Raw genomic sequence first — 23,033 nt, 5'->3', positions numbered from 1 at the left:
TGGCGCGCGCTACCTTGCCGGCATGGACACAGCACTGCTGATCCTCCTTACCTCGCTGGCGCTGCTGGCGGTGATCCTCCAGGTGGTGGTGCTGGTGCGCCCCGCCGGCGGGGCGATCTCGCCTGCGCAGCTCTCCGCGCTGCGCGGGGACAGCGAGCGCGTGGAGCGGACCCTGCGCGAAGAGCAGCATGCCGGGCGGGCCGAACTCGCCCAGGCCTTTCACCAGTGGCAGCTGACCCTGCACCGCTTCGGATCGACCCTGCAGGGAACGCAGGACAAGCTGGGCGCCACGCTGGATCGGCAGCTGCGGAGCCTGCAGACCGAGAACACCGCGCAACTGGAGAAGATGCGCGCCACGGTGGACGAGAAGCTGCAGGCCACGCTGGAAACCCGGTTGGCGCAATCGTTCACGCAGATCTCCGAGCGACTGGAAGCGGTGCAGCGGGGGCTGGGGGAAATGCAGAAGCTGGCCACCGGGGTGGGTGATCTGAAGCGGGTGCTGACCAACGTCAAGACTCGCGGCATATTCGGCGAGACGCAGTTGGCGGCGCTGCTTGCCGAGACACTGACGCCCGAGCAATACGCCACCAACGTCATTACCGTGCCGGGCTCGAACGCTCGGGTGGAATTCGCGATCCGCCTGCCGGGCGCCACCGGCGCCCGCGAGGTGTTGTTGCCGATCGACGCCAAGTTTCCGCGTGAGGACTTCGAGCGCCTACTGGACGCGCAGGAACACGCCGACTCGGCGGGGGAGGCCGCCGCACGCCAGGCGCTGATCCGGCGGATCGAAGCCGAGGCCGGCGATATCCACGACAAGTACCTCGATCCACCGCAAACCACCGACTTCGGGATCCTGTTCCTGGCCACCGAGAGCCTGTACGCCGAGGTGCTGCGCCAGCCTGGGCTGTTTGAGCAGATTCAGGCCAAGTACAACGTCACCCTGGCCGGCCCGACCACGCTGGCCGCGCTGCTCAACAGCCTGCGGATGGGTTTTCGCACCCTGGCGATCGAACAGCGCAGCAGCGAGGTCTGGCAGGTGCTCGGCGCGGTCAAGACCGAGTTCGGAAAGTTCGCGGCGGTGCTGGAGAAGACCCGCAAGCAACTCGACACCGCCCGCAACACCATCGATACCGCCGGGGTCCGTACCCGCGCCATCGAACGCAAGCTGCGCGGGGTGGAATCGCTGCCCGAGACGGAGGCTGAAGCCATGCTCGGCGAACTCGGCACCGGCCTCGAAGAAGTCAGTGAAGTTGACATCGAATTCAGTTAGTCTGCCCGGATGGATGCCGTCCCGGCCGCCCCGGTCCGCCAGTTGCCGGCGACGGTGCGCGGGGCGCGCACCCGGGCGGGGCTGGTCGCCGCGGCCCGCAAGGTCTTCGAGCGTGAAGGCTACCTCGACGCCAAGCTGACCGACATCACCAAGGCCGCCGGGTGTGCCACCGGGTCGTTCTACACCTACTTCGCGAACAAAGAGGAGATCTTCGCCGCGGTCCTCGAGCAGGCCCAGCAGGACATGATGCATCCGGGCATGGGCCGGGTGAGCGATTCCGACGACCCGTATGCGGTGCTGGAGGCGAGCAATCGCGCCTACTTGGAGGCGTATCGGCGCAATGCCCAGCTGATGGGCCTGCTCGAACAGGTGGCCCAGATCGATCCGAAGTTCCGCGCCTTCCGTGCGCGACGAGCCGACGCGTTCGTCCAACGCAACGCCGCCGGCATCGCCGATCTGCAGGCGCGGGGCATTGCCGGCGCCGACGTCGATCCGCTCCTGGCGTCGCGCGCTCTGTCGGGGATGGTCAGCCGGCTCGCGTACGGCACCTTCGTGGGTGAGGAGGCCGCGCACGGCTCGAGCGCCGACTTCGAGACCCTGGTCGCCACGGTCACCCGGCTGTGGGCCAATGCCCTGCAATTCCGCATCGCCAACAATCGAACATGAAATCGGATTCAACTAATGTCACAGCTGTTGCGCACTGAAGAACGGGGACGTTGCATATGAAGGTTGCCGAGCGGGTCGCGATCGTCACCGGCGGCGGTGGCGGCATCGGTGGAGCACTGGCCGCGGCGCTGGCCGAGGCCGGAGCCAAAGTGGTGGTGGCCGACCTCGACGCGGAGGCCGCGGCGGCGGTGGTCGAGGCGATCAACGCCGCGCATCCCGGCGCCGCGGTCGGTCGCGGCGGCGACGTCTCCGACACCGAGACCATCCGGCAATTGATCGCGTTGGCGCAGGAGCGCTACGGCCCGGTCGATTTCTACTTCGCCAACGCCGGGATCACCGGTGCCCCCGGTTTGCCCGGCGAGGCCGACTGGGACCTGGCCATCGACGTCAATCTGCGCTCGCACATCCGCGCCGCCCAGCTGCTGATTCCCGACTGGGTGAGCCGCGGGGAGGGATATTTCGTCTCCACCGCATCAGCCGCCGGCCTGCTCACCCAACTCGGCGGTGCCACCTATGCGGTCACCAAGCACGCGGCCGTCGGATTCGCCGAATGGCTCAACATCACCTACGGCGACCAGGGCGTGCGGGTCAGTTGCCTATGCCCGATGGGCGTCAACACCAAGTTGCTCTATGCCGGTGAACAATCCGGCGATCCGCTGGGCGATCTGGCCACCCGCGCGGTCACCACCGCCGGCGAAGTGCTGGAGCCCGCCGACGTCGCCGCCCAGGTGCTCGCCGCCATCGACGACGAGCGTTTCCTGATCCTGCCGCACCCGGTGGTGCTGGAGATGTTCCGGCACAAGGCAGGCGACTACGACCGCTGGCTGCGCGGCATGCGCCGCTACCAGCGCGGCCTGCTCGACTCAGAAGTGTCCTAGGTGAGGAGCCTGTATGTCCCTGTTTGAAATGTCCGAGCGTGCAACCAAATACCAGACCGATCTGCTGGCGTTCATGGACGAATGCGTCTACCCGGCCGAGGCGGTCTACGAGACGCAGATGGCCGAAGCCGGCAACCCGCACTTCCAGCCTCCGATCCTGGAGGAGTTGAAGACCCAAGCGCGTGAGCGTGGCCTGTGGAATCTGTTTCACCCCCACCCGGAATGGGGTCCGGGGCTGACCAACCTCGAATACGCGCCGCTGGCCGAGATCATGGGTCGCAGTCCGCATCTGGCGCCGGAAGCGACCAACTGTGCAGCCCCCGACACCGGAAACATGGAGGTGTTCACGCTGTTCGGCAGCGACGAACACAAGGAGAAATACCTCAAGCCCCTGTTGGAGGGCACCATCCGCTCTGCGTTCGCGATGACCGAGCCGCAGGTGGCCAGCTCCGATGCCACCAACGTTCAGCTGTCGATGGCGCGTGACGGTGACGGGTATGTGCTCAACGGCCGCAAATGGTTCGCCTCCAACGCCTTGCACCAGAACTGCAAGGTGATGATCGTGATGGGCAAGACGGACCCCACCGCGGCGACTCACCGACAGCAGTCGATGATGGTGGTTCCCATCGACGCCCCGGGCGTCACCATCATGCGAGGACTGACGGTGATGGGCTACCAGGACCGCGAGGGCCACGCCGAGATCGACTTCAAAGACGTACGAGTGCCCGCCAAAGACGTCCTCAAGGGTGAGGGCGAGGGATTCGCGATCGCCCAGGCCCGGCTCGGCCCCGGCCGCATCCACCACTGCATGCGGGCCATCGGCATGGCCGAGCGGGCCCTGGAGCTGCTGTGCAAGCGCGCACAGTCCCGCGTTGCCTTCGGCCGGCCGATCTCCGACAACGCCAACATCCGCGACTGGATCGCCGAGGCGCGCATCGACATCGAGATGATCCGGCTGCTGACGCTCAAGACCGCGTACCTGATGGACACCGTCGGCAACAAGGCGGCGCAGGTCGAGATCGCCGCGATCAAGGTTGCCGCGCCCAACATCGCGCTAAAGATCGTCGACCGGGCCATGCAGGTGCACGGCGCCGGTGGACTCACCGAAGACTTTCCCCTGGCCGGCTTCTGGGCGCACCTGCGCACCCTGCGCCTCGCCGACGGCCCCGACGAAGTGCACAAGCGTGCCATCGCCCGCCAGGAGCTGCGCAAGTACCGCGAGGACGCCCGATGACGACACAGGATTTCGCGGGGCGCACCGCGATCATCACCGGCGCGTCGCGGGGGATCGGTCTGGCGATCGGGCAGCGGCTGGCCGAAGCGGGCGCCAACGTGGTCCTGACCTCGCGCGACCAGGAAAGTGCCGACGCGGCGGCGGCCCAGGTCACCGGCAACGCGCTGGGCGTGGCCGCCCACGTCGCCGACGACGACGCCGCCCAGCGCTGCATCAACGCCACCCTGGAACGGTTCGGCAGCATCGACATCCTGGTCAACAACGCCGGAACGAATCCGGCGTTCGGACCGCTGATCGACCAGGACCACGCCCGGTTCGCCAAGATCTTCGATGTCAACCTGTGGGGGCCGCTGCTGTGGACGTCCTGCGCGGTCAAAGCATGGATGGGCGATCACGGCGGCGTGGTGGTGAACACGGCCTCCATCGGCGGCATGAGTTACGCGCCGCTGATGGGCATGTACAACGCCACCAAGGCGGCGCTGATCCATGTCACCAAACAGCTCGCGCTGGAGCTGTCCCCGAGGATTCGGGTCAACGCGATCTGTCCGGGTGTGGTGCGCACCAAGCTGGCCGAGGTGCTGTGGAAGGAACACGAGCAGGGGCTGTCGACTGGCATACCGCTGGGCCGGATCGGCGAGCCGGTCGACGTGGCCGACGCGGTGGCGTTCCTGGCGTCCGATGCGGCGAGCTGGATCACCGGGCAGACCCTGGTGATGGATGGCGGCCAGATCCTCGGTGACGCAACCGGATTCCGGGGCGGTCTGGCGTGACTGACGAGCCCCTGGGCATCGACCCGGCGGCCGCGACCGCGTGGATCACCGAACTGGGCCTGCCCGTGGCCGGGCCGTTGAGCTTCGAGCGGATCGGAATCGGCCAGTCGAACCTGACCTACCTGGTGTCCGACGACGCCGGTCACAGCTGGGTGCTGCGCCGCCCGCCGCTGGGAACGTTGCTGGCCTCGGCCCACGATGTGGCCCGGGAAGCGCGGATCCTCGCGGCGCTGGGCGACACCGACGTCCCCACACCGAAGGTGTACGGGCTGACCCGCGATCCCGAGGGCACGCCGCTGCTGCTGATGGAGTTCGTCGAGGGCGTGGTGGCCGACCGGATGTCGGTGGCGCAGGCGCTTTCTCCCCAGCGGCGCCGACAGATCGGGCTGTCGATGCCCACGACGCTGGCCAAGATTCATGCCGTCGACATCACCGCGGTGGGCCTGGGTGATCTGGCCAGCCACAAGCCGTACGCGCAGCGTCAGCTCAAGCGGTGGGCCGGGCAGTGGGAGAAGTCCAAGACGCGCGAGCTGCCCGCACTCGATGATCTGACCCGGCGTCTGACCGCCGCGGTGCCGCCGCAGCAGGAGCTCACGCTGGTGCACGGGGACTTCCACCTGCGCAACGTGATCACCTCACCCGAGAGCGGTGAGGTGATCGCAGTACTGGACTGGGAACTGTCCACCCTCGGCGACCCGCTGGCCGACATGGGCAGCCTGCTGGCGTATTGGCCGCAGGTCGGCGAAGAGCACATCGCCGGGGAGTTCGTCATCAGCACCCTGGAGGGCTTCCCGGACCGGGCGGAGCTGGCCCGGGTGTACCTGGAAGTGACCGGGCGAGACGCGGCGTCGCTGCAGTTCTGGCATGCGCTCGGGTTGTGGAAGGTCGCGATCATCGCCGAGGGCATCGTGCGGCGGGTGCTCGACAACCCGGCGAACAAGGCCGCCGCCGGCACTCCGATCACCGCGTGGATCGACGCCTTGGTAGACAAGGCGCGTGAGGTCGCCCACGAAGCAGGCATCTGAGATGAGCACGTCGTATCGCGCCGGCGCCGCCGCCGGCGGGACCGACCTCGTCGGCGGTGTTCCGCGCCGGCGGATCGCGATGGCGGCGATGGTCGGCACCACGATCGAGTTCTACGACTTCTACGTCTATGCGGCCGCCGCGGTCACCGTCTTCCCGCACCTGTTCTTCCCGAAGGGCAATCCCACGGCGGCGCTGTTGGCCTCGTTGGCGACGTTCGGCTTGGCGTTCGTGGCCCGACCGGTGGGGTCGATCCTGTTCGGTCACTTCGGTGATCGGCTGGGCCGCAAATCCACCCTGGTCGCTTCCTTGCTGCTCATGGGTGTCGCCACGTTCCTGATCGGTGTGCTGCCCACCTACCACCACATCGGTCTGCTCGCCCCGGTGCTACTGGCCGCCCTGCGGTTCTGCCAGGGCTTGGCGCTCGGCGGCGAATGGAGCGGTGCTGCGCTGCTGGCCACCGAAACCGCCAAACCGGGCCGCCGGGCGACCGCGGGAATCTGGCCGCAACTGGGTGCGCCCCTGGGCTATCTGCTGGCCACCACGATCTTCCTGGTGCTGTTCACGTGGTTGGGCCCGGGCACCGCCGGCGCGGACGAAACCGGACCATTTCTCACCTGGGGCTGGCGGATTCCGTTCCTGCTGAGCGCCGTCATGGTGGCCGTGGGACTGTATGTCCGGCTGCGGCTCACCGAAACCCCGGTCTTCGCGCAGGCGAAGGCCACCGGTGCGCCGGTGAACGCGCCGATCGCGGCGCTCCTACGGGGCAGCTGGCGCCGGCTGGTCATCGGCACGCTGGTGATGGTGGTGCCCTACACGCTCTTCTACACCGTGACGACGTGGATCCTGAGCTACGGCACCGCCAAGCGTCCACCCGAGGGCGTCGGGCTGGGATACGGCTACGCCGAGTTCCTCGGACTGCAGTTGATCGCCGTGCTGTTCTTCGTGGCGGTGCTGCCGATCGTCGGCAGGTTGGCCGACCACTTCGGCCGACGCCCGCTGCTGCTGTTCTTCACCGCCGGAATCATGGTGTACGGAACCACCTTCGGCGCATTCCTCGCCCCGACCGCGTCCACCGGCGTGATGCTGGCGTTCCTGATCATCGGGATGACGTTGATGGGCTTGGCATTCGGTCCGATGAGTGCAGTGCTGCCCGAACTGTTCCCGACCAATGTCCGCTACACCGGTTCGGGTGTCGCCTACAACGCGGCGAGCATTCTGGGGGCGGCAGTGGCACCGTTCATCACCACCTGGCTGGCCACCAGCCACGGCGTGGCCTGGGTGGGCGGCTACCTGTCGATCGCGGCCGCGTGCTCGTTCGTGGCGCTGCTGGCGATGCAGGAGACCAAGGACGCCGAACTCGTCGACGTCTAACCGCCGGGGCTGGTTCGGCGGTCCAGCTTCGCCTCTCCTTCGTCGAGCCTCGCTAACCGCCGGGCCTGATGCGGCGGTCCAGCTTCGCCTCTCCTTCGTCGAGCCTCGCTAACCGCCGGGCCTGATGCGGCGGTCCAGCTTCGTCTCTCCTTCGTCGAGCCTCGCTAACCGCCGAGTGCGTCGCCGAACACGTCCCGCATCGCAGCCCAGTGCCGGGCCGCGGAGTCGACATCATAGGGCGCGTTGTCGGGCACCGCGAAGCCGTGCGCGGCCGGATAGAACTCGACGGTGTGCGTGACGCCTGCGGCGCTCAGCGCCTCGTCCAGGGCCGTGGCATGCGCCTTGGTGAACGAGGCGTCGTTCTCGGCACCGGCCACATAGACGGTGGCCGTCATCTGGTCGGCCAACAGGTGGGGGCTGTCGGGAGCGTCGGTGACCAGGCCGCCGCCGTGGAACGACGCCGCCGCTGCCACCCGGTCGGGCACGCGTCCGGCGACGATGATCGACGTGCGTCCGCCCATGCAGTAGCCGCACACCCCGAACTTCGCCCCGCGTACGTCGGGCCGGCCGGCCAGATAGTCGAAGAACGCCTGGGCGTCGGTGGTCATCCGGTCCGGGGTCACCTCGCCGATCATCGAAAACAGCCGCCCGCGCTCCTTGGCATCGGCGAACACCGTCGCCATGTCGAACGGGGCCCAACCGGGGTGCCGGTAGTACACATCGGGAAGCAGCACGGCGTAGCCATAGCTCGCCAACTCGGCGGCCATCTGGTCGAAGGTCGCCCGGACCCCGCCGGCGTCGGGGTACATGACAACGCCCGGCCAGGGCCCAGCGCCCTCCGGAGTGAACAGGCGAACCGGGCAGTCGCCGTCGGGCGTGGTGATGGTGTCGGTGATGGTGGGCATGGCCTCCGTTGTACTCCGCCGTCAACGTCGTAAGCTGGCGGCGTGCCGATCGCGACCCCGTACGAGGACCTGTTGCGGCTGGTTTTGGCCGAGGGAACCCCGAAGGCGGACCGCACCGGTACCGGCACCCGCAGTCTGTTCGGTCACCAGTTGCGTTATGACCTGGCCGCCGGATTTCCGCTGATCACCACCAAGAAGGTGCACCTCAAGTCGGTGATCTACGAGCTGCTGTGGTTTCTGCGCGGTGACTCCAACATCGCTTGGCTGAACGAACACGGTGTCACCATTTGGGATGAATGGGCGTCTGAGACAGGAGATCTCGGTCCGGTCTACGGAGTGCAGTGGCGCTCTTGGCCGACTCCGTCGGGTGAACAGGTAGACCAGATCTCCGCTGCGCTGCACCTGCTGCGCACCGACCCGGATTCTCGCCGCATCATCGTTTCGGCATGGAACGTCGGCGAGATCGGCCAGATGGCGCTGGCCCCCTGTCACGCGCTGTTCCAGTTCTACGTTGCCGACGGCAAGCTCTCCTGCCAGCTCTACCAGCGCAGCGCGGACCTGTTCCTCGGTGTGCCGTTCAACATCGCCAGCTATGCGCTGCTGACCCACATGATGGCAGCGCAGGCCGGGCTGGGCGTCGGGGATTTCATCTGGACCGGCGGTGACTGCCACATCTACGACAATCACGTCGAGCAGGTCAGCGAACAACTGAGCCGCGATCCGCGTCCGTATCCGCAACTGGTTCTGGCGCCGCGTGACTCGATCTTCGACTACACCTACGACGACATCGAGATCCGCGACTACCACCCGCACCCGGCGATCAAGGCGCCCGTGGCGGTATGACGATCAGTCTGATCTGGGCTCAATCGAAGTCCGGGGTGATCGGCCGCGCCGGCGGCATTCCCTGGCGGGTGCCCGAGGACCAAGCCCGCTACAAGCAGCTCACCGTGGGCCACACCGTGGTGATGGGGCGGCTGACCTGGGAATCGCTGCCCGCGAAAGTTCGGCCCTTGCCGGATCGGCGCAATGTCGTGCTCACCCGAGACTCGGATTATGTCGCCGACGGCGCCACCGTTGTGCCGACCCTGGAGCATGCCCTACGGGGCGACGACATCTGGGTGGTCGGCGGCGCGGAGATCTACGCGCTGGCGCTGCCGCTGGCCAGCCACTGCGAAGTGACCGAGATCGATATCGATCTGCCGGTGCAGGATGGTGACGCCGTGGCGCCGGTGCTTGACCAGTCCTGGCAGGCCAGCACGGGGGAGTGGCTGACCAGCCGAACCGGTCTGCGCTACCGCTATCTGACTTACCACCGGACTTCGTGCCAGTCCTGACCGCCGCGCAGGCGCGCCGGATAGCCGTTGCCGCACAGGGTTTCACGGATCTCAAACCTTCTGCCGCAGTCACCCGGGCGCACCTGAAGCGGCTGATCTCCCGCATTCAGGTACTGCAGCTCGACTCCGTCTCGGTGGCGGTACGCGCCCACTACGCGCCGGTGTTCAGCCGGCTCGGGCCCTACGACCGCACCGTGCTGGATCAAGCCGCGTGGAGTCGCAGTGCCCGCTCGCCGCGGTTGTTGGTCGAGTACTGGGCGCACGAGGCGGCACTGATGGCCGTCGAAGACTGGCCGCTGTTGCGCTGGCGGATGCGGCAGTGGCCGAACGGCCGGTGGGGCTCGCACATCGTGCGGGCCAATCCGCAGTTGGTCCGCGATGTCACCGCCGCGGTCGGCGAACTGGGTCCGGTGACCGCCGGCCAGATCGAAGAGCACCTGGCTGCCGCATCCGGGCGGGCCGGTAAGGGGCCGTGGTGGAACCGCAGTGACACCAAATGGGTGGCCGAGGCGCTGTTCGCGTCGGGCGTGTTGACCACGGCCACCCGGGTCGGGTTCGCCCGGCATTACGACCTGGTGGAGAACGTGCTGCCACCGCAGGTGCTGGCTGTCGAGGTCGATGACGACGAGGCGATCCGCGAGCTGGTCCGCCGCGCCGCCGGCGCCCTGGGCATTGCCACCGAGGCCGACCTGCGTGACTACTTCCGGCTCTCAGCAGCCCAGGTCAAACCGGCGATCGCGACGTTGGTGGCAGCCGGCGAGTTGGAACCGGTGGAGGTACACGGCTGGGACGCCGCAGCCTATCTGCGTGCCGGGCAGTCGATTCCGCGAACCGATCGCGGCACCGCGCTGCTCTGCCCGTTCGATCCACTGATCTTCTTTCGGCCGCGGGTGCAGCGTCTGTTCGACTTCTTCTATCGCATCGAGATCTATACCCCGGCGCCCAAACGCCAGTACGGCTACTACGTGTGGCCATTCCTGCTGGACGGGGAGCTGGTCGGCCGGGTGGATCTCAAGGCTGATCGGCAACAGGGTGCGCTGCACGTCGTCGGGGCGTTTGCCGAGGAGGGGCAGTCACGCGCACGGGTGGCCCAGGCACTGGTCGGTGAACTCAAGTCGATGGCGTCCTGGCTCGGGCTGAATCAGCTCAAGGTGGGGGAGCGTGGGGATCTGGCAGCCGAACTGCGCCGACGGGTGCGCGCCGGCTCCGCGTGACGGTCTACCAGTGGTGTTGACGAATGCGGCGGCGGGCGTTGTCCGCGAAAGTGGTCGCGCCTTCGCGGGCCGCCTGCGCCAGCTCGGTTCCGCGGTCGGCGGCGATGTCCGCGAGTTGTGCTCCCCGTTCGCCGGCCGACTCCAGTAGCGGTCCGGCCTTTTCCCCCACCATCTCGGCGAGTTCGCGGCCGTGTTCCACGCCGGCCTGCAGGCCCGCGCTCACCTTGTCGCCGACTGTCTCCAGCGCGGCATCACCGGATGTCGTGGGCAAGGCGGCGGCTGCACGGCGATAGGCCCGACGGGCCTGCCAGCCCAGCGAGGGTTTTCCTTCGGTGTCGGCGGCGGCGATCAACAATCCGCCGATCAGGCTGACGTCGGTCAAAAACGCTTTGCGTTGTTCGGTCCTGCGTTGCGGGTCGGGCTCGGTCCAGAACATGTGCGCCCCGGCGCTGCCGGGAATGACCGTGCACGCCAGCACCGCAGCCGCAACTCGGGGCAGTTTGCCACTAGCCAGCAAGACGCCACCGCCGATCTGCGCCAGCGCGTTGACTTTGGCGAACGACTCGACGTCGGACGGCACCTTCGCCGCTATCTCGTCGGGTAGCTGCTTGAGGCCATCGAACGCCGGACGGGCCGCTTGCCCGGCTTGCTGCGGTCGGCGCAATGCGTCCACTCCTTGACCGATAAACGCTGCCGCCAGCAGTGGACGGGCGATCTTCCGTAGCAACACTGGGCCCCCTATCGCCGGTGGGATTACTGGCCGGCACGCTCGCATGCCTGATCCGCAGCTCCCTTGGTGGCGCATACCCGTTGGGGCTTACAAGGTAAACGTCGATTGCCGGGGGGATCGATCGTCACCGGCGAAGCTGCCCGGACGGCGCTAGGGTGGCGAACGGGAGCTGATCGGCGGCGCTGATGACTGGCGCGTCGATCCGGGGTCGGGGATGTCGGGGTGATGGTATGCGGGTTTCTTCTGCATGGGTGCTTGTCCTCGCGGGGGCCGCGCTGGCCTCCGGATGCGGAACGCACGGCCTCAAGGTCCTGCCGAGCACCCCATCGTCGGTGCCCACCACCACCATCATGGCTGCGCCCGTCGCCGAGGACGCCCTGCGCGCCCTGTTGCTCACCCCCGAGCAGGTCAACCCGATCATGGAGGCGACCGATATGGCCGTCACCCGTACTCATACCGCCCTGTCGGACGACAGCGCCACCATGCAACCTCAGGAGTGTCTGGCCATCGACGGTGCGGCCCAGGCGCCGGTATACGCCGACAGTGGCTACATCGGGGTGCGGGAGCAGGCGCTCAGTGAGGGTGACGATTTCGAGCACTTCGCCGAACAGGCCGTCATCGCGTTTCCGTCGGCCAAGCGGGCCGCCGCCTTTGTCGCCAATGCGGCCCGACAATGGCCGGCCTGCCACGAATACAGCCATGTGCAGAGCGGCACGACCTGGACCGCGGGACCGATCGTCAACGCCGACGGCATGCTGAGCACCGTCGCGACCCAAGACAACGCGGGCAACGACGTGAGTTGGGCCTGCGGGCGGGCGTTGACCGTGGCCAACAACGTCGTGATCGACGTCAACACCTGCAGCGCGGACCCCAGGGACACCGCGGTGGTCATCGCCGGCCAGATCGCTGCGAAAGTGCCGACCAGCTGAGGTTCAGGGCAGATACCAGCCGCGAATGCGGTGGAATCGGTGCCGCCCCGCCACGGCGTTCGCGGCTTGCAGGCCCGACATGACCGCTGCCTCGATACACCCGGCGTTGATTCCGGAGTCGGTCCAATCGCCGGCCAGAACCACGTTGTCGTAACCGCTTTCGTCGGCGCGCAGTCGGTAACGGTCGGTGCCGGGGATGGACTGCACGTACCGGTCGGAGGGGTCGACGTTGACGCTGACGTGCTGGGTGTTCAGCGCCGCACGGCCGCGTTCGCCGTTGACACCACTGAGCAGGTGCCAGTTGAACCCCGCCTCGCTGACGGCGGCGGGAAAGAACCGGTACAGGTGATGATCGAGGTGGTCGGCGACCTGCGCGTGGACCCGCTGCTGATGTCGCCGCAGATAACCGGAGCCGACGTCGTCGGTGGGCCACGCCGCGTCCAGGGTGCCGCAGAAGTAGGCCACCGTACCGGGCCGATCGTGCTCGGGCCAGTCCTCGGCCCACAGCGTCTGCGGCATGGACGCCCAGGTTTCGAACGGGGGCAGGTAAGCGCTGAGCGTCACCCCCGGATCGTTCCAGCCCAGCTCGAGTTCGTTGGGGCGCAACCAGATCTGAAAGGCCTGGGTGGCGACGGTGCGTACCTCCGCGGTCATCCGGCGCCACTCCGGCCGGTCTTCGACCAGTTCGGCGGCGACCACCGGCAGCATGCCCAGGGACACGGCCAGTACGACGTGGTCGAAGTCGACTCCCCGGCGTAGCACCCGGGTCTCGGCGTCGGCGTGCTCTGACCAATGTGTTTCCAGCGCATGCCAACCGCCGTTGGGGATCTGATCGGGTGCGGCGAGTTGGGCGGTCACCGGGCTACTGGGAAATACCGGCAGTCCGCGCACCGTCGTCAGCGGCTCATAGTGGGTGCGGTCGTCGGCGAGGCGCACCTGCCGGGCAAGTGTGATCGCATCGACCGACTGCCGCCGGTCATCGAGGTGCAGCGCCTCGAGGCGGTGGAAGAACTCGAACTCGACTCCGCGCTGCCGCAACGCCTGATACAGCGGTGCGATGACGACATCGCCCATTCCGGCAGTCATTTTCCAGAAGATCGCGCCTTGGTGGCTGAAGAGCGCCGAACCGGTCATGAAGATGGCCAGTCCGGCGCCGAACGACGGCCGATCGGGGTCCGCGTCGGCATAGCCGAAGACAAGGTCGTACAGCCCTCGGATCAGAGAGAATTCGCCGACGTCGCGATGTGCACCATGGCGCAACAGCCAGGCGATGAAGTCTTCGTCGTTGATCGACCGGAAGCCCCGTGGATCGGTGACCAGATTGTCGGCCAGGATGCCGCGGATCACCGCGGTCATCATCGACAGTAGGAGCCAGTACCGCTTGTGGTCGGGCCGGTGGTCGTAATCGAGTGCCGTTCGCACCGCCGCCAGGGCGTCGTCGATCAGCTGCGGAACCGTGGCCTGCGCCGCTCGAGGTTCGGCCAGTACGGCCAATACGGCGAGGGCCGCGTCGACGACCGTCTCGCTCAATCGCGCGGTTCGCGGTGGATCGGGGGAGGCGGTCAGGGCAAACCCGACCCACGCGGTGCCGCGCTGCGATTCGGCGAAGTCACAGACCAGTTGCACTGCACGGCGGGTGAATTCCAGCACCGTCATCTCGCGGCCGGTACTGCCCGCCTCGCCGGGCAGGCCGTCGTTGCCGGTGAAGGTGGCCAGCCAGGTCAGCCAATGGCCGCCGAACTCATCGGCGACCGCAACATTGTCCGCCGGAATCAATGCCTGGTCCCAGGTGGCCAGTGGTGCCGTCGGATCGGTTGTGGCCCGGTCGAGTTCGGCGTAGCACTCGCGAAGCAGCCGGAAGGCGTTCTGGTAGCAGCCCAGCCAGACGTGTAGGCCATGTTCCTCCACCCGCCCGTGCGGGCCTCGGCTGGACGCGGCCTTTCCGCCGAGTCGCCAGCCGCGCTGGTAGACCGTGATGGAGTCGAAGCGATCACGCCAGCCCGGCTCGCTCAGTCGCCACGCGGCGCTCAATCCGGCCATGCCGCCGCCCAGGATGGCGACGCGGCCTCCGGTTCTACTCACCTGAGCAGCGTCCGGGCCCGGCGCAGCTCCGGCCAGCCGCTGTCGGCCGGAAATCGGTTGATCGCGTCGCGCAGTGTGCTCGTTGCGGTTTCGCCGCGCAGTTCGACGTTGTCCACCGCGGCACGCAACTCGAAAATCATGGCGCCCTGTTCGTTCGCGGTCGCGATTGCGGTGCGCAGGTCCGCCTCGCGCGCATCGGCGTCGTCGACCGTCTGCGCGCGCAACCGAAACAGTTCCGCGCGGTAGAAGTTCACGCCGGTGTCGTCGGCCGCCTGCAGTGCCGCAGCCAGGCGTTCGCGGGCCGCGTCGGTCCGGTCGGCGGCGAGCAAAAGCCGGACGAGCACCGCGTGGTAGAAGCTGGCGAAGATATTCCACTCGGTCTCGCCGAATTCGTCGACGATCCTTGCCATCGCGTCGATGTGAGGCTGTAACGCGGCCGGATTTCCATCGCCGGCCGCAAGTGCCGACACGGCGCGGATGGTGGCCCGTTGAATAGCCACCAACATTGCCGCGTACTCGAAGCCGTGACGTTCCACCTGCACCGCCGACTCGTCGGCGATATCGGCGGCGAGATCCAGTCTGCCGGTCTCGATGGACATCCAGATTTGGTAGAACCGTTGGTAGCCAAGGCTGAACGGACCCTGGGGGAAGCCGAGGCGGGCCACCCGATGGACGGTCGCGGCCAGTTGGTCTTCGGCGCCGGCCAGGTCACCTTGGACGAAACGGGTCAGCGCCAAATGGGTGTGCACCGAGGTGATCGGGTCGCAGGGAATGTAGTACACCGATTCATAGTCGATATTGGTGGTGGCGAGCACCGCTGCGACCAGTTCGAGCGCCGTGCGTGCGTCGTTGAACTCTCCGCCGAACAACGCGGCGGTGCCGAACGCGGAGCGAAACCAGCTCTGGCCGGCCAACCGACTCGACTTGGCGAGCTGCAGGCATCGGTGCAGGTCCCCCCGCGTCAGGTAGTAGGCCCACAGGGTGGCCAGGGTCGCCGAGCGGTCCTCTTCGCGCAGACTGGTGTTGGCCAGCTGCAGGCAGCGTTCGAGGTCGGCGGAGACCTCTGGGTACAGGGGCCCGTTCACTGCCGTGGTGAGGAATGCTCGCTCAAGGCGAAGGTTGGTCTCGCATCCGTCACGGGCCGGGGCTGGTGTCGCCCGTTCGATCTGGACGATGGCGCGGGTCAGGTTGGCGCGGGCTTCGTTGATGGCGCCTCGAAGCCGGGCATCGGATGCCGCCCGTCGGAGGGCGTCGGCGGCTGCGTCGAAGCGTTGTGCGTGTTCGTAGTGCAGCGCCACCAGATGCCAGTCCGGATTGTCCGAGGCGGCGACGATCGCGTCGGCGGCCCGGCCGTGCAAGGTGCGGCGCACGCTGGGAGGTGGCAGCTCGTAGGCGACCTCGCGGAGCAATTCGTGACGAAAACGCCAGCGGTCCTTGGCTGCGGGGAGGAAGACGCGCGCGGCCGCGAGGGCCTGAAGGGCCGCGTCGAGGCCGGACTCGGTCATCTCGACGACACTGGACAATATGGCGCGGTCAAACTCCCGGCCGATGGTGGCGGCGGCCTCGACCACTTCAATGGTGGTGTCGCTGGCCCGAAGCCGTGAGAAGAGCGGCTCGTAGAGCGCGTCGGGGGCGCGCGCCCACCCTGCTGCGTCGGTGGGTTGCTCGTGGAACTTGGCGACGACCTCCTCGATATAGAGCGGCACACCGTCGCAGCGGCGCTGCACTTCGGCCCGCTCGTCCCCGGACAATGCCGGGTCCAACGCGGCGACCAGCTGGTCGGTTTCCTGCGCGGTCAACGGTGCGAGGTCGAACACCTCGATCTGCGCCGCTATGGCGCGCAGTGGACGCGTGTCGCGCGCGGTGAGCACCGCGAGCAGCGTGCCGGTGTTGCCCCCGAGTAGCGCCGCGATGACGTCGAGTGTCGACGCATCGAACCACTGCAGGTCCTCGGCCAGGATCACGGCCGGACCGGAACCGACACAGGCACGCAGATATCCGACGATGGCCTCGATGATCTGCTGGTAGAGCTTGGTTCCCTCGGCCTGCACTGGTTGATAACCATGCTCGGCCGCGATGCCCAACACCGGCGCCAATAGCGGGACGGCGGCAGAAGGCTCAAAACCTCGCGCCTGCAACTCTTCTTCCAGCAACCGCATCCGGGCGCCTTGGGCGGTCGTCCGCTCGATCCCGCACCGTTGCTCGAGCAAGGCGCGGATCGGGTAGAGGCCCGCATCGGCCTGAAACGGTGATCCGATCAGCACCAGGGCCGGCCTGCCGGACTGTTCGGCCAGATCGACCGCCGTCGCGGCCAATCGACTCTTGCCCATACCCGCCTCGCCGCTGAAGCAGACCCCCGCAACGGCCAGCGCACCGCGTTGAGCCTCAATCCAGGCCTCCTGCAGGTGGGCCAGCTCGCGACCGCGGCCGACCAGAGGCCGCAGCGGAACCCGCGTCCGGCCGAGGTGTTCCTCAACGACTCGGTAGTGTTCGACCGGCTCCTCGATGCCTTTGACGCGTTGGGCTGCTCGGGCTTCGAGTTCGAAGTGGTCGCACACCAGTGGCGCGATCGCTCCGGAGACGACCACGCAGCCCGGCGGCGCCAGGCCGGAGACCCGGGCGGTCAGGTTGGCGCCCAGCCCGTACACGTCGTCTTGCGCGACATCCAGATACACCAGCCCCCGGTGGACGCCCACCCGCACCGAGATGTCGAAGCCGAATCGCGTTCGCACCCGATCGCTGAGCTGCGCGATCTCCCGGGTGATATCCAGTCCGGCCTGAACGGCTCGTCGCACGTCGTTCTCGTGGGCGATGGGATGGCCGAACACCGCGAGCAGTCCGTCGCCCTTGGTGGAGAAGATGTGGCCCTCGTAGCGCTCGACAACATCGGTGACCTGCTGTCGGTAGCGCCCGATCACCGTGCGGTAGATCTCCGGATCGATACGGGTCGACAATGCGGTCGAATCCACGACATCGGCGAAAAGTATTGTCATCCGCCGAAGTACGTCGCCACCGACGGCCGGTGCGGCGAGTAGATCTTCGGCGTCTTGATTGTCCCCGTCGATGGTGAGTACCTGCTCGGCCAGGGCGCTGGCGGTCATACGGTCGCCGGTGTTGATTGCTTGCACGGCGTGATCAAGCAATTCGTCGATCGTGCTCGAAGGATCGGACATGGTCACAGGTCTACGGTGACGGCCATCTCGTGCTGCCGCGAAACGCCGGCCTGCACACTGGTGAGCCGGACGCTGCCGCGATACGTGCCGCTGGAATAGTCCTGCCCTCTGACGCCCACCCGGAAACGAGTCGCGTGGACACGCAAGATACCCGGCACGAACACCAGTGAATGCGCGCCGATCGCATCGGATTCGGCGCCGAGCCGACGGAAGGGCTGGGCGACCGACAGCACCCGCTCGCAGCCGCTGTCGGGCTCGGCTTCGATGAACTCGGACAGCTCCACGTCGTCGGTTGACGCTGGGCTCCAGAACGAGAACATGGCCTGGGTCCACTGGAGGCTTGCGGCCAGCCCCAGATTGAGAAGCTCGCTCGCCGTCTTGGCGACGTGTTCGGAACCGTACGTACCGTTGCGGATCTGGTGGTCGACCCGCTGCATGAGCGCACCGGCTTCGTTGACCAGGCGCTGTGATGTAGTGGCGTACTGGGTGATCCAGCCGGCGGTATCGGTCATCATGCGCCCCCTTGGCTGGCCCGTAGTCGATCCAGATAACGCCAGGGATCGGAGGCAAGCCGGGCGGCCAGATCGGCGGCGAGCGTTATCGACTCCTCGATGGGCATTGCCCCGGCCGCCCATTTGGCGGCCAGCGCCGCGCTCCTGCCGGACATGTCGTCGATGCACTGGTTGACCATCTCGACGGCCAGCGTCACGGCGCTCGGGGCGCTGTCACCGGCTCCCGGCGACGTGTGGGCCGCCGCGATACCGGCGATCTGCGCGGGCGCCGACCGCTCCCAATCCGTCCAGCCCTTACCCCCGGCCTCAGCGCGCTTGGCCACGCCACCCAGCAGCAATTCCACGCCCTGATCGCCGTATCCCAGCACGCAGCCGAAGACGGCCGCGGGAACCCAACCCAGGTCCCGGAAACCGGCGACCTTTCGGGTGCGCACCCGCACGCCGGGGCTGGCGGCATCGCCGTCGGTTGCGGTCATCCTGATGAAGCCCTCGTCGATCACCATCCGGCCGTCGCCGTGCTCGCCTGTTGCCGGGTCGTCGTCCAGTGCGAAATCGACGCACGCGGTCGGCGCCGATGGCTGGCCCGGCACGCCGGCGCTTTTCCAGTACTTCAGCGGTGTCACCAGCTGCGGCGTTCCGGCGATCGGACAGGTGGTACTGCAATGTTCAAGTACCCGGCTCCAACCGTCCGGGCGGACAGGCCAGCCCTGCATGTAGCAGAAGAACGGCAGGCAATGATGCCAGTTGAGCGGGTCGACGACATTCTTCAACTCGTCGAGCGACACTGCGGGGCTGGTGAACTCGGTGTTGTACACCACGCACAGTCGGCCGCGTACAAACTTGGGTTTGACTTGGCACAGCGGCACCGCAGCGATATCGGCGCGGATCAATCCCGCACTGACAGCAATGTGCATGACGTCCGGCCAGTCGGAGCGATCGTGGAAAGCGCGTCGTAGCAGGCTGAGCAAATCAGTACCGTGCGCGGCGCCAACGATGGTCAAGGTCGCGGCGAACTGGTCATCCCACCGGTCGGGCGGGTAATACTGCGGCAGGTGGCTCAGGGCCCCGATCGCGAAAACCAAGCGGGACAACTGCACCGCGGTCAGGGGCTCTGACCGCGTGTCGGTGGCAGATCCGTTTGCCGTTTGCAGCGTCGCCAACGCCAGGCCCAGGTCCGGGGCCGCCGGCGCACCCACCTCGCGGTGGTCCAGACCGGCAAGGAAGCCGAGCAATTCTTCGTACCATCCGGCATTCGCCCCGGCGGTGTCCGGAAGATAACGCTCGACGGTGGCTTCGATTTCCGGGTCTCCGGTGTCGGTGACCGCTTGATCGAGAGCGCCGTAAAGCGCCAACAGAGATTGAATCGCAGTTGCCATATCGGTCGCCACCATTGGGCCTCCGATCTCCCGATTAAGCAGGTAGTATACGGCGTTCAGGTCGTTTATCGGCAAGCCCCGCAGCGTTAAATTCTCGGTAACACGGATAATTTCCACAAGGGGAAATTGGTGAATAAATCTTTCGATGACGGATCTATCGACGATTTACCGTGGGCGTCAATTTTCGACCCCGCCGCCAATGCGCGTGCGCTCAGCGCGATCCAGGCCGAAGGATTCCGTGCGGCCCGCAGAATCGTCGATCAATTCGCTAAAGCAGCCGAGATCGCGCCCGATTGCGCCTCCGCCAACCGCAGCAGCGGCGGCGCAGGCCCCGCCGGCCTGTCTGAATGGGAACAGCTGACACGGGCCTGGTGGTCGACCGCCGGGCAGTTCCTGCTTCGGTCGCTGCCTGCGCGGCAACACGGCGACGGCGCGACGGTGACGCTGGACGTCAATGATCCGTCGTCCAAGGGCGCCTTGACACTTCGGATCACCGGCCGGGGTTCGGCCACCGGCGAGGTCTGGTTACACAACCGGGAGACCGACGACCGCGCGGAGGTCCGGCTGCGCTGCAGTGAGCTGCTCGGCCACGGCGGCCAGGTGATCGGGGCCGACGCGGTGCGGGTGGAGCCCGCCGCGGTGCCGATGCCGCGCCGATCCAGCCGTGGCGTGCAGATCACCGTCGATGTCGGTCCCGAGGTCGGCCCGGGTACCTATCGCGGCACCCTGCTGGCCGTCGGCTATCCCGATCTGTGGCTGCCGTTGGTGCTCACCGTCGCAGCGCTGGAACCGTGACGGACATCGCCGACCGCGATTCGGTGGCAGCGGTCGATGAGCGCCTGGGCGAGGTCGCCCGGATGGTCCGCCGTTCGATGCTCGACGCGCTACCCGACGGCGAGCCCGCCAAGTGGCTGTACGCACCGCTGCGGGCCTATCCGCAGCGGCCGGGAAAGGCGCTGCGGCCGGCACTGTGCCTGTCGGCGGGCCGGGCCTTCGGTGCGGACACCGACGCACTACTCGGGATCGCCGTAGCGATCGAGTTGCTGCACAACGCTTTCCTGGTACACGACGACATCGCCGATGGCAGCGAGATGCGCCGCGGCAGGCCGACGTTGGGTGCCCAATACGGCATGGCGACGGCGATCAACACCGGCGACGCGTTGGCCCTGGTCGCCGGGCAGGTGCTGCGGCGAGCGACCCGCCAGCTCGACCGCGACCTGGCGGAACTGGTGTGGGCGGAGTTCGACACGATGGCGCTGCGGACCTTGGAGGGGCAGGCGATCGAAGTGGGCTGGCAGGCCGACAATGTCGACGACCTGCGTCCCGAGGACTATCTGAATCTGATCCTGCACAAGACGTGCTGGTACACCACCATCCATCCGCTGCGGGTGGGGGCGATGGTGGGATCGGGTGGCACCGCGGAGCTGGGGACGCTGGTGCGGTTCGGATTTCATTTCGGCGCCGCGTTTCAGATCCGCGACGATCTGCTGAACCTGGTCGGCGACGAACGGATCTACGGCAAGGAGATCCTGGGCGACATCTACGAAGGGAAGCGGACCCTGCCACTGGTCCATCTGCTGTCCGTGGCGCGACCAGCAGACCGGGACCTGCTGGCGGACTACCTGCGCCGCAGTCGATCGCAGCGCTCAGCGGCGCTGGTGCAGCGGGTGCGCACTCTGATGGACGACTACGGCAGCATCGCATTCACGCGCCAGTACGCCGAGGGCATTCTGCTGGCGGCCCAGGACTACTTCGAGGGTGCGTTCGCCAACGCCTGTCCCGGCCCGGATCTGGAGTTCCTGCGCTCGCTGGTGCCGTATGTGTGGGCGCGGTGGCGCTGACACCGGCCAGGCACGCCTTAAGGTGAGTGCCGTGGCCGAAACGGCGCCGCTGCGCGTGCAACTGATTGCCAGAACCGAGTTCACTCCGCCGCCGGACGTGCCGTGGAGCACCGACGCCGACGGCGGTCAGGCCCTGGTGGAATTCGCCGGCCGAGCCTGCTACCAGAGCTGGTCAAAACCCAACCCGCGAACCGCCACCAACGCGGCCTACCTCAGCCACATCATCGACGTCGGACATTTCTCGGTGCTCGAGCACGCCTCGGTGACCTTTTACATCACCGGCATTTCGCGCTCGGCCACGCACGAGCTGATCCGGCACCGGCATTTCTCGTTCTCCCAGCTCTCGCAGCGTTACGTCCCGGAACCGGACTCTCGGGTCGTGGTGCCGCCCGGCATGGAGGACGATCCGGAGCTGCAACAGATCCTGACCGACGCCGCGGACGCCAGTCGCGCCGCCTACGTCGAGCTGCTGGCCCGGCTGGAAGCCAAATTCGCTGACCAGCCCAATGCGGTCCTGCGGCGCAAGCAGGCCCGGCAGGCCGCTCGTGCCGTGCTGCCCAACGCCACCGAGACGCGCATCGTGGTGACGGGCAACTACCGGGCATGGCGGCACTTCATCGCGATGCGGGCCAGCGAGCACGCCGACGTCGAGATCCGCAGGCTGGCCGTCGAGTGCCTCCGGCAGCTCGCCGACGTGGCTCCGGCGGCGTTCGGGGACTTCCAGATCAGTGCGCTGGCCGACGGCACCGAAGTCGCGACCAGTCCGCTCGCCACCGAGGTCTGAGCAACTCTAGGGCGCCAGGTAATCTTGGGGCCGTGAGCAGCAGCGGATTCGACGCCAAGGCGCAGTTCGGCACCGTGCTGACCGCCATGGTCACCCCCTTCGGCGCGGACGGCTCGGTGGACACCGACGCCGCCGTACGCCTGGCCAATCGCCTCATCGACGCCGGTTGCGACGGTTTGGTGATCTCGGGAACCACCGGCGAGTCGCCGACCACAGCGGACTACGAGAAGCTCACGCTGTTGCGTGCGGTGGTCGAGGCGGTCGGTGACCGGGCTCGGATCATCGCCGGCGCCGGCAGCAACGACACCGAGCACAGTGTGCGTCTGGCCGAGGCGTGCGCCGGGGTCGGCGCACACGGCTTGCTGGTGGTGACGCCGTACTACTCGCGTCCGTCGCAGGCCGGCCTGTTGGCGCACTTCACCGCCGTTGCCGACGCCAGCGCGCTGCCCGTGATGCTCTACGACATCCCGGCCCGCTCGGTGGTGCCGATCGCGCCGGACACCATCTTCGAATTGGCCGAACACCCCAACATCGTCGCGATCAAGGACGCCAAGGGGGATCTGCATGCCGGAGCGCAGATCATGGCCGAGACCGGATTGGCCTACTACTCCGGCGATGACGCCCTCAACCTGCCGTGGCTGGCCATGGGGGCCACCGGATTCGTCAGCGTGATCTCGCACTTCGCAGCCGGTCAGCTGCGTGACATGTTGGCCGCCTTCGAGGCCGGCGACGTGGAGACCGCCCGCAAGATCAACGTCTCGATCGCCTCGCTGTCCAACGCGATGGGGCGCGTCGGCGGGGTGACTTTCGTCAAGGCCGGTCTGCGGTTGCAGGGTTTCGAGGCGGGTGACCCACGGTTGCCGATGGTGCCGGCGTCCACCGCCGAGGTCGACGAACTGGCCATCGACATGCGCGCCGCGTCCGTACTCGGGTGAGGT

At 67.4% G+C, this 23,033-nt stretch carries 21 protein-coding genes; 15 read left to right on the top strand and 6 right to left on the bottom strand.

Annotation, left to right across the window (positions count from 1 at the left end; genetic code table 11):
- The first annotated feature begins 22 nt into the window (after positions 1-22).
- The 7 genes from ACKY0W_RS13345 to ACKY0W_RS13315 are packed head-to-tail and all read left to right on the top strand — an operon-like array spanning position 23 to position 7,215.
- On the top strand, positions 23-1,270 hold the full coding sequence (locus ACKY0W_RS13345; RefSeq protein ID WP_409434442.1) for a DNA recombination protein RmuC: 1,248 nt from the start codon (positions 23-25) through the stop codon (positions 1,268-1,270).
- 9 nt (positions 1,271-1,279) lie between these two features.
- Complete coding sequence (locus tag ACKY0W_RS13340) at positions 1,280-1,936, top strand: TetR/AcrR family transcriptional regulator (RefSeq protein ID WP_409434441.1); 657 nt, start codon at positions 1,280-1,282, stop codon at positions 1,934-1,936.
- 56 nt (positions 1,937-1,992) lie between these two features.
- Entirely contained in the window at positions 1,993-2,814 is an 822-nt protein-coding gene (locus ACKY0W_RS13335; RefSeq protein ID WP_409434440.1) for an SDR family oxidoreductase, read from the top strand.
- A gap of 13 nt (positions 2,815-2,827) precedes the next feature.
- On the top strand, positions 2,828-4,048 hold the full coding sequence (locus ACKY0W_RS13330) for an acyl-CoA dehydrogenase family protein (protein WP_409434439.1): 1,221 nt from the start codon (positions 2,828-2,830) through the stop codon (positions 4,046-4,048).
- Entirely contained in the window at positions 4,045-4,818 is a 774-nt protein-coding gene (locus ACKY0W_RS13325; RefSeq protein WP_409434438.1) for an SDR family oxidoreductase, read from the top strand. The genes ACKY0W_RS13330 and ACKY0W_RS13325 overlap by 4 nt, the downstream gene beginning before the upstream one ends.
- On the top strand, positions 4,815-5,843 hold the full coding sequence (locus tag ACKY0W_RS13320; protein ID WP_409434437.1) for a phosphotransferase family protein: 1,029 nt from the start codon (positions 4,815-4,817) through the stop codon (positions 5,841-5,843). The genes ACKY0W_RS13325 and ACKY0W_RS13320 overlap by 4 nt, the downstream gene beginning before the upstream one ends.
- A gap of 1 nt (position 5,844) precedes the next feature.
- Entirely contained in the window at positions 5,845-7,215 is a 1,371-nt protein-coding gene (locus ACKY0W_RS13315; protein WP_409434436.1) for an MFS transporter, read from the top strand.
- 164 nt (positions 7,216-7,379) lie between these two features.
- Here ACKY0W_RS13315 and ACKY0W_RS13310 read toward each other — a convergent pair whose 3' ends face one another.
- A complete protein-coding gene (locus ACKY0W_RS13310; protein WP_409434435.1) occupies positions 7,380-8,120 on the bottom strand; it encodes a dienelactone hydrolase family protein in 741 nt (246 codons plus the stop codon).
- 42 nt (positions 8,121-8,162) lie between these two features.
- Here ACKY0W_RS13310 and ACKY0W_RS13305 point away from each other — a divergent pair, with 42 nt between their 5' ends.
- The 3 genes from ACKY0W_RS13305 to ACKY0W_RS13295 are packed head-to-tail and all read left to right on the top strand — an operon-like array spanning position 8,163 to position 10,668.
- On the top strand, positions 8,163-8,963 hold the full coding sequence (locus ACKY0W_RS13305; RefSeq protein ID WP_409434434.1) for a thymidylate synthase: 801 nt from the start codon (positions 8,163-8,165) through the stop codon (positions 8,961-8,963).
- A complete protein-coding gene (locus tag ACKY0W_RS13300; protein ID WP_409434433.1) occupies positions 8,960-9,454 on the top strand; it encodes a dihydrofolate reductase in 495 nt (164 codons plus the stop codon). The genes ACKY0W_RS13305 and ACKY0W_RS13300 overlap by 4 nt, the downstream gene beginning before the upstream one ends.
- Positions 9,442-10,668 carry a winged helix-turn-helix domain-containing protein gene (locus tag ACKY0W_RS13295; protein ID WP_409434432.1) on the top strand — a complete coding sequence of 409 codons (1,227 nt, stop codon included), beginning with the start codon at positions 9,442-9,444 and terminating at the stop codon, positions 10,666-10,668. The genes ACKY0W_RS13300 and ACKY0W_RS13295 overlap by 13 nt, the downstream gene beginning before the upstream one ends.
- A gap of 4 nt (positions 10,669-10,672) precedes the next feature.
- Here ACKY0W_RS13295 and ACKY0W_RS13290 read toward each other — a convergent pair whose 3' ends face one another.
- Positions 10,673-11,398 carry a DoxX family protein gene (locus tag ACKY0W_RS13290; protein ID WP_409434431.1) on the bottom strand — a complete coding sequence of 242 codons (726 nt, stop codon included), beginning with the start codon at positions 11,396-11,398 and terminating at the stop codon, positions 10,673-10,675.
- A gap of 230 nt (positions 11,399-11,628) precedes the next feature.
- Here ACKY0W_RS13290 and ACKY0W_RS13285 point away from each other — a divergent pair, with 230 nt between their 5' ends.
- The gene (locus ACKY0W_RS13285; protein ID WP_409434430.1) at positions 11,629-12,327 is read left to right on the top strand and encodes a sensor domain-containing protein; all 699 of its coding nucleotides are present in this window, start codon (positions 11,629-11,631) and stop codon (positions 12,325-12,327) included.
- Between the two features lie 3 nt (positions 12,328-12,330).
- Here the strand turns inward: ACKY0W_RS13285 and ACKY0W_RS13280 are convergent, their stop codons facing one another.
- From ACKY0W_RS13280 to ACKY0W_RS13265, 4 genes are read right to left on the bottom strand one after another with little or no spacing between them, the layout of a single operon-like run.
- Positions 12,331-14,409, bottom strand: coding sequence for an FAD-dependent oxidoreductase (locus tag ACKY0W_RS13280; protein ID WP_409434429.1), 2,079 nt, complete (start codon positions 14,407-14,409; stop codon positions 12,331-12,333).
- Complete coding sequence (locus ACKY0W_RS13275) at positions 14,406-17,582, bottom strand: adenylate/guanylate cyclase domain-containing protein (RefSeq protein WP_409434428.1); 3,177 nt, start codon at positions 17,580-17,582, stop codon at positions 14,406-14,408. The genes ACKY0W_RS13280 and ACKY0W_RS13275 overlap by 4 nt, the downstream gene beginning before the upstream one ends.
- A gap of 2 nt (positions 17,583-17,584) precedes the next feature.
- Entirely contained in the window at positions 17,585-18,094 is a 510-nt protein-coding gene (locus ACKY0W_RS13270) for a hypothetical protein (protein WP_409434427.1), read from the bottom strand.
- Positions 18,094-19,470 carry a hypothetical protein gene (locus ACKY0W_RS13265; protein ID WP_409434426.1) on the bottom strand — a complete coding sequence of 459 codons (1,377 nt, stop codon included), beginning with the start codon at positions 19,468-19,470 and terminating at the stop codon, positions 18,094-18,096. The genes ACKY0W_RS13270 and ACKY0W_RS13265 overlap by 1 nt, the downstream gene beginning before the upstream one ends.
- A 129-nt stretch (positions 19,471-19,599) precedes the next feature.
- Here ACKY0W_RS13265 and ACKY0W_RS13260 point away from each other — a divergent pair, with 129 nt between their 5' ends.
- Genes ACKY0W_RS13260 through dapA form a run of 4 tightly spaced genes read left to right on the top strand, consistent with a single transcriptional unit; the run spans position 19,600 to position 23,030 of the window.
- On the top strand, positions 19,600-20,265 hold the full coding sequence (locus tag ACKY0W_RS13260; RefSeq protein WP_409434425.1) for a hypothetical protein: 666 nt from the start codon (positions 19,600-19,602) through the stop codon (positions 20,263-20,265).
- Entirely contained in the window at positions 20,262-21,311 is a 1,050-nt protein-coding gene (locus tag ACKY0W_RS13255) for a polyprenyl synthetase family protein (protein WP_409434424.1), read from the top strand. Before ACKY0W_RS13260 ends, ACKY0W_RS13255 begins: the two co-directional genes overlap by 4 nt.
- Before the next feature lie 31 nt (positions 21,312-21,342).
- Entirely contained in the window at positions 21,343-22,095 is a 753-nt protein-coding gene (gene thyX / locus ACKY0W_RS13250) for an FAD-dependent thymidylate synthase (protein WP_409434423.1), read from the top strand.
- Positions 22,096-22,127: 32 nt separating this feature from the next.
- Complete coding sequence (dapA, locus tag ACKY0W_RS13245) at positions 22,128-23,030, top strand: 4-hydroxy-tetrahydrodipicolinate synthase (protein ID WP_409434422.1); 903 nt, start codon at positions 22,128-22,130, stop codon at positions 23,028-23,030.
- Positions 23,031-23,033 lie beyond the last annotated feature (3 nt).

Source organism: Mycobacterium sp. SMC-14 (assembly GCF_046250075.1).
GTDB lineage: Bacteria > Actinomycetota > Actinomycetes > Mycobacteriales > Mycobacteriaceae > Mycobacterium.
Note: the sequence above shows the minus strand (reverse complement) of the source record. Positions and strands in the feature narration are given on the sequence as shown.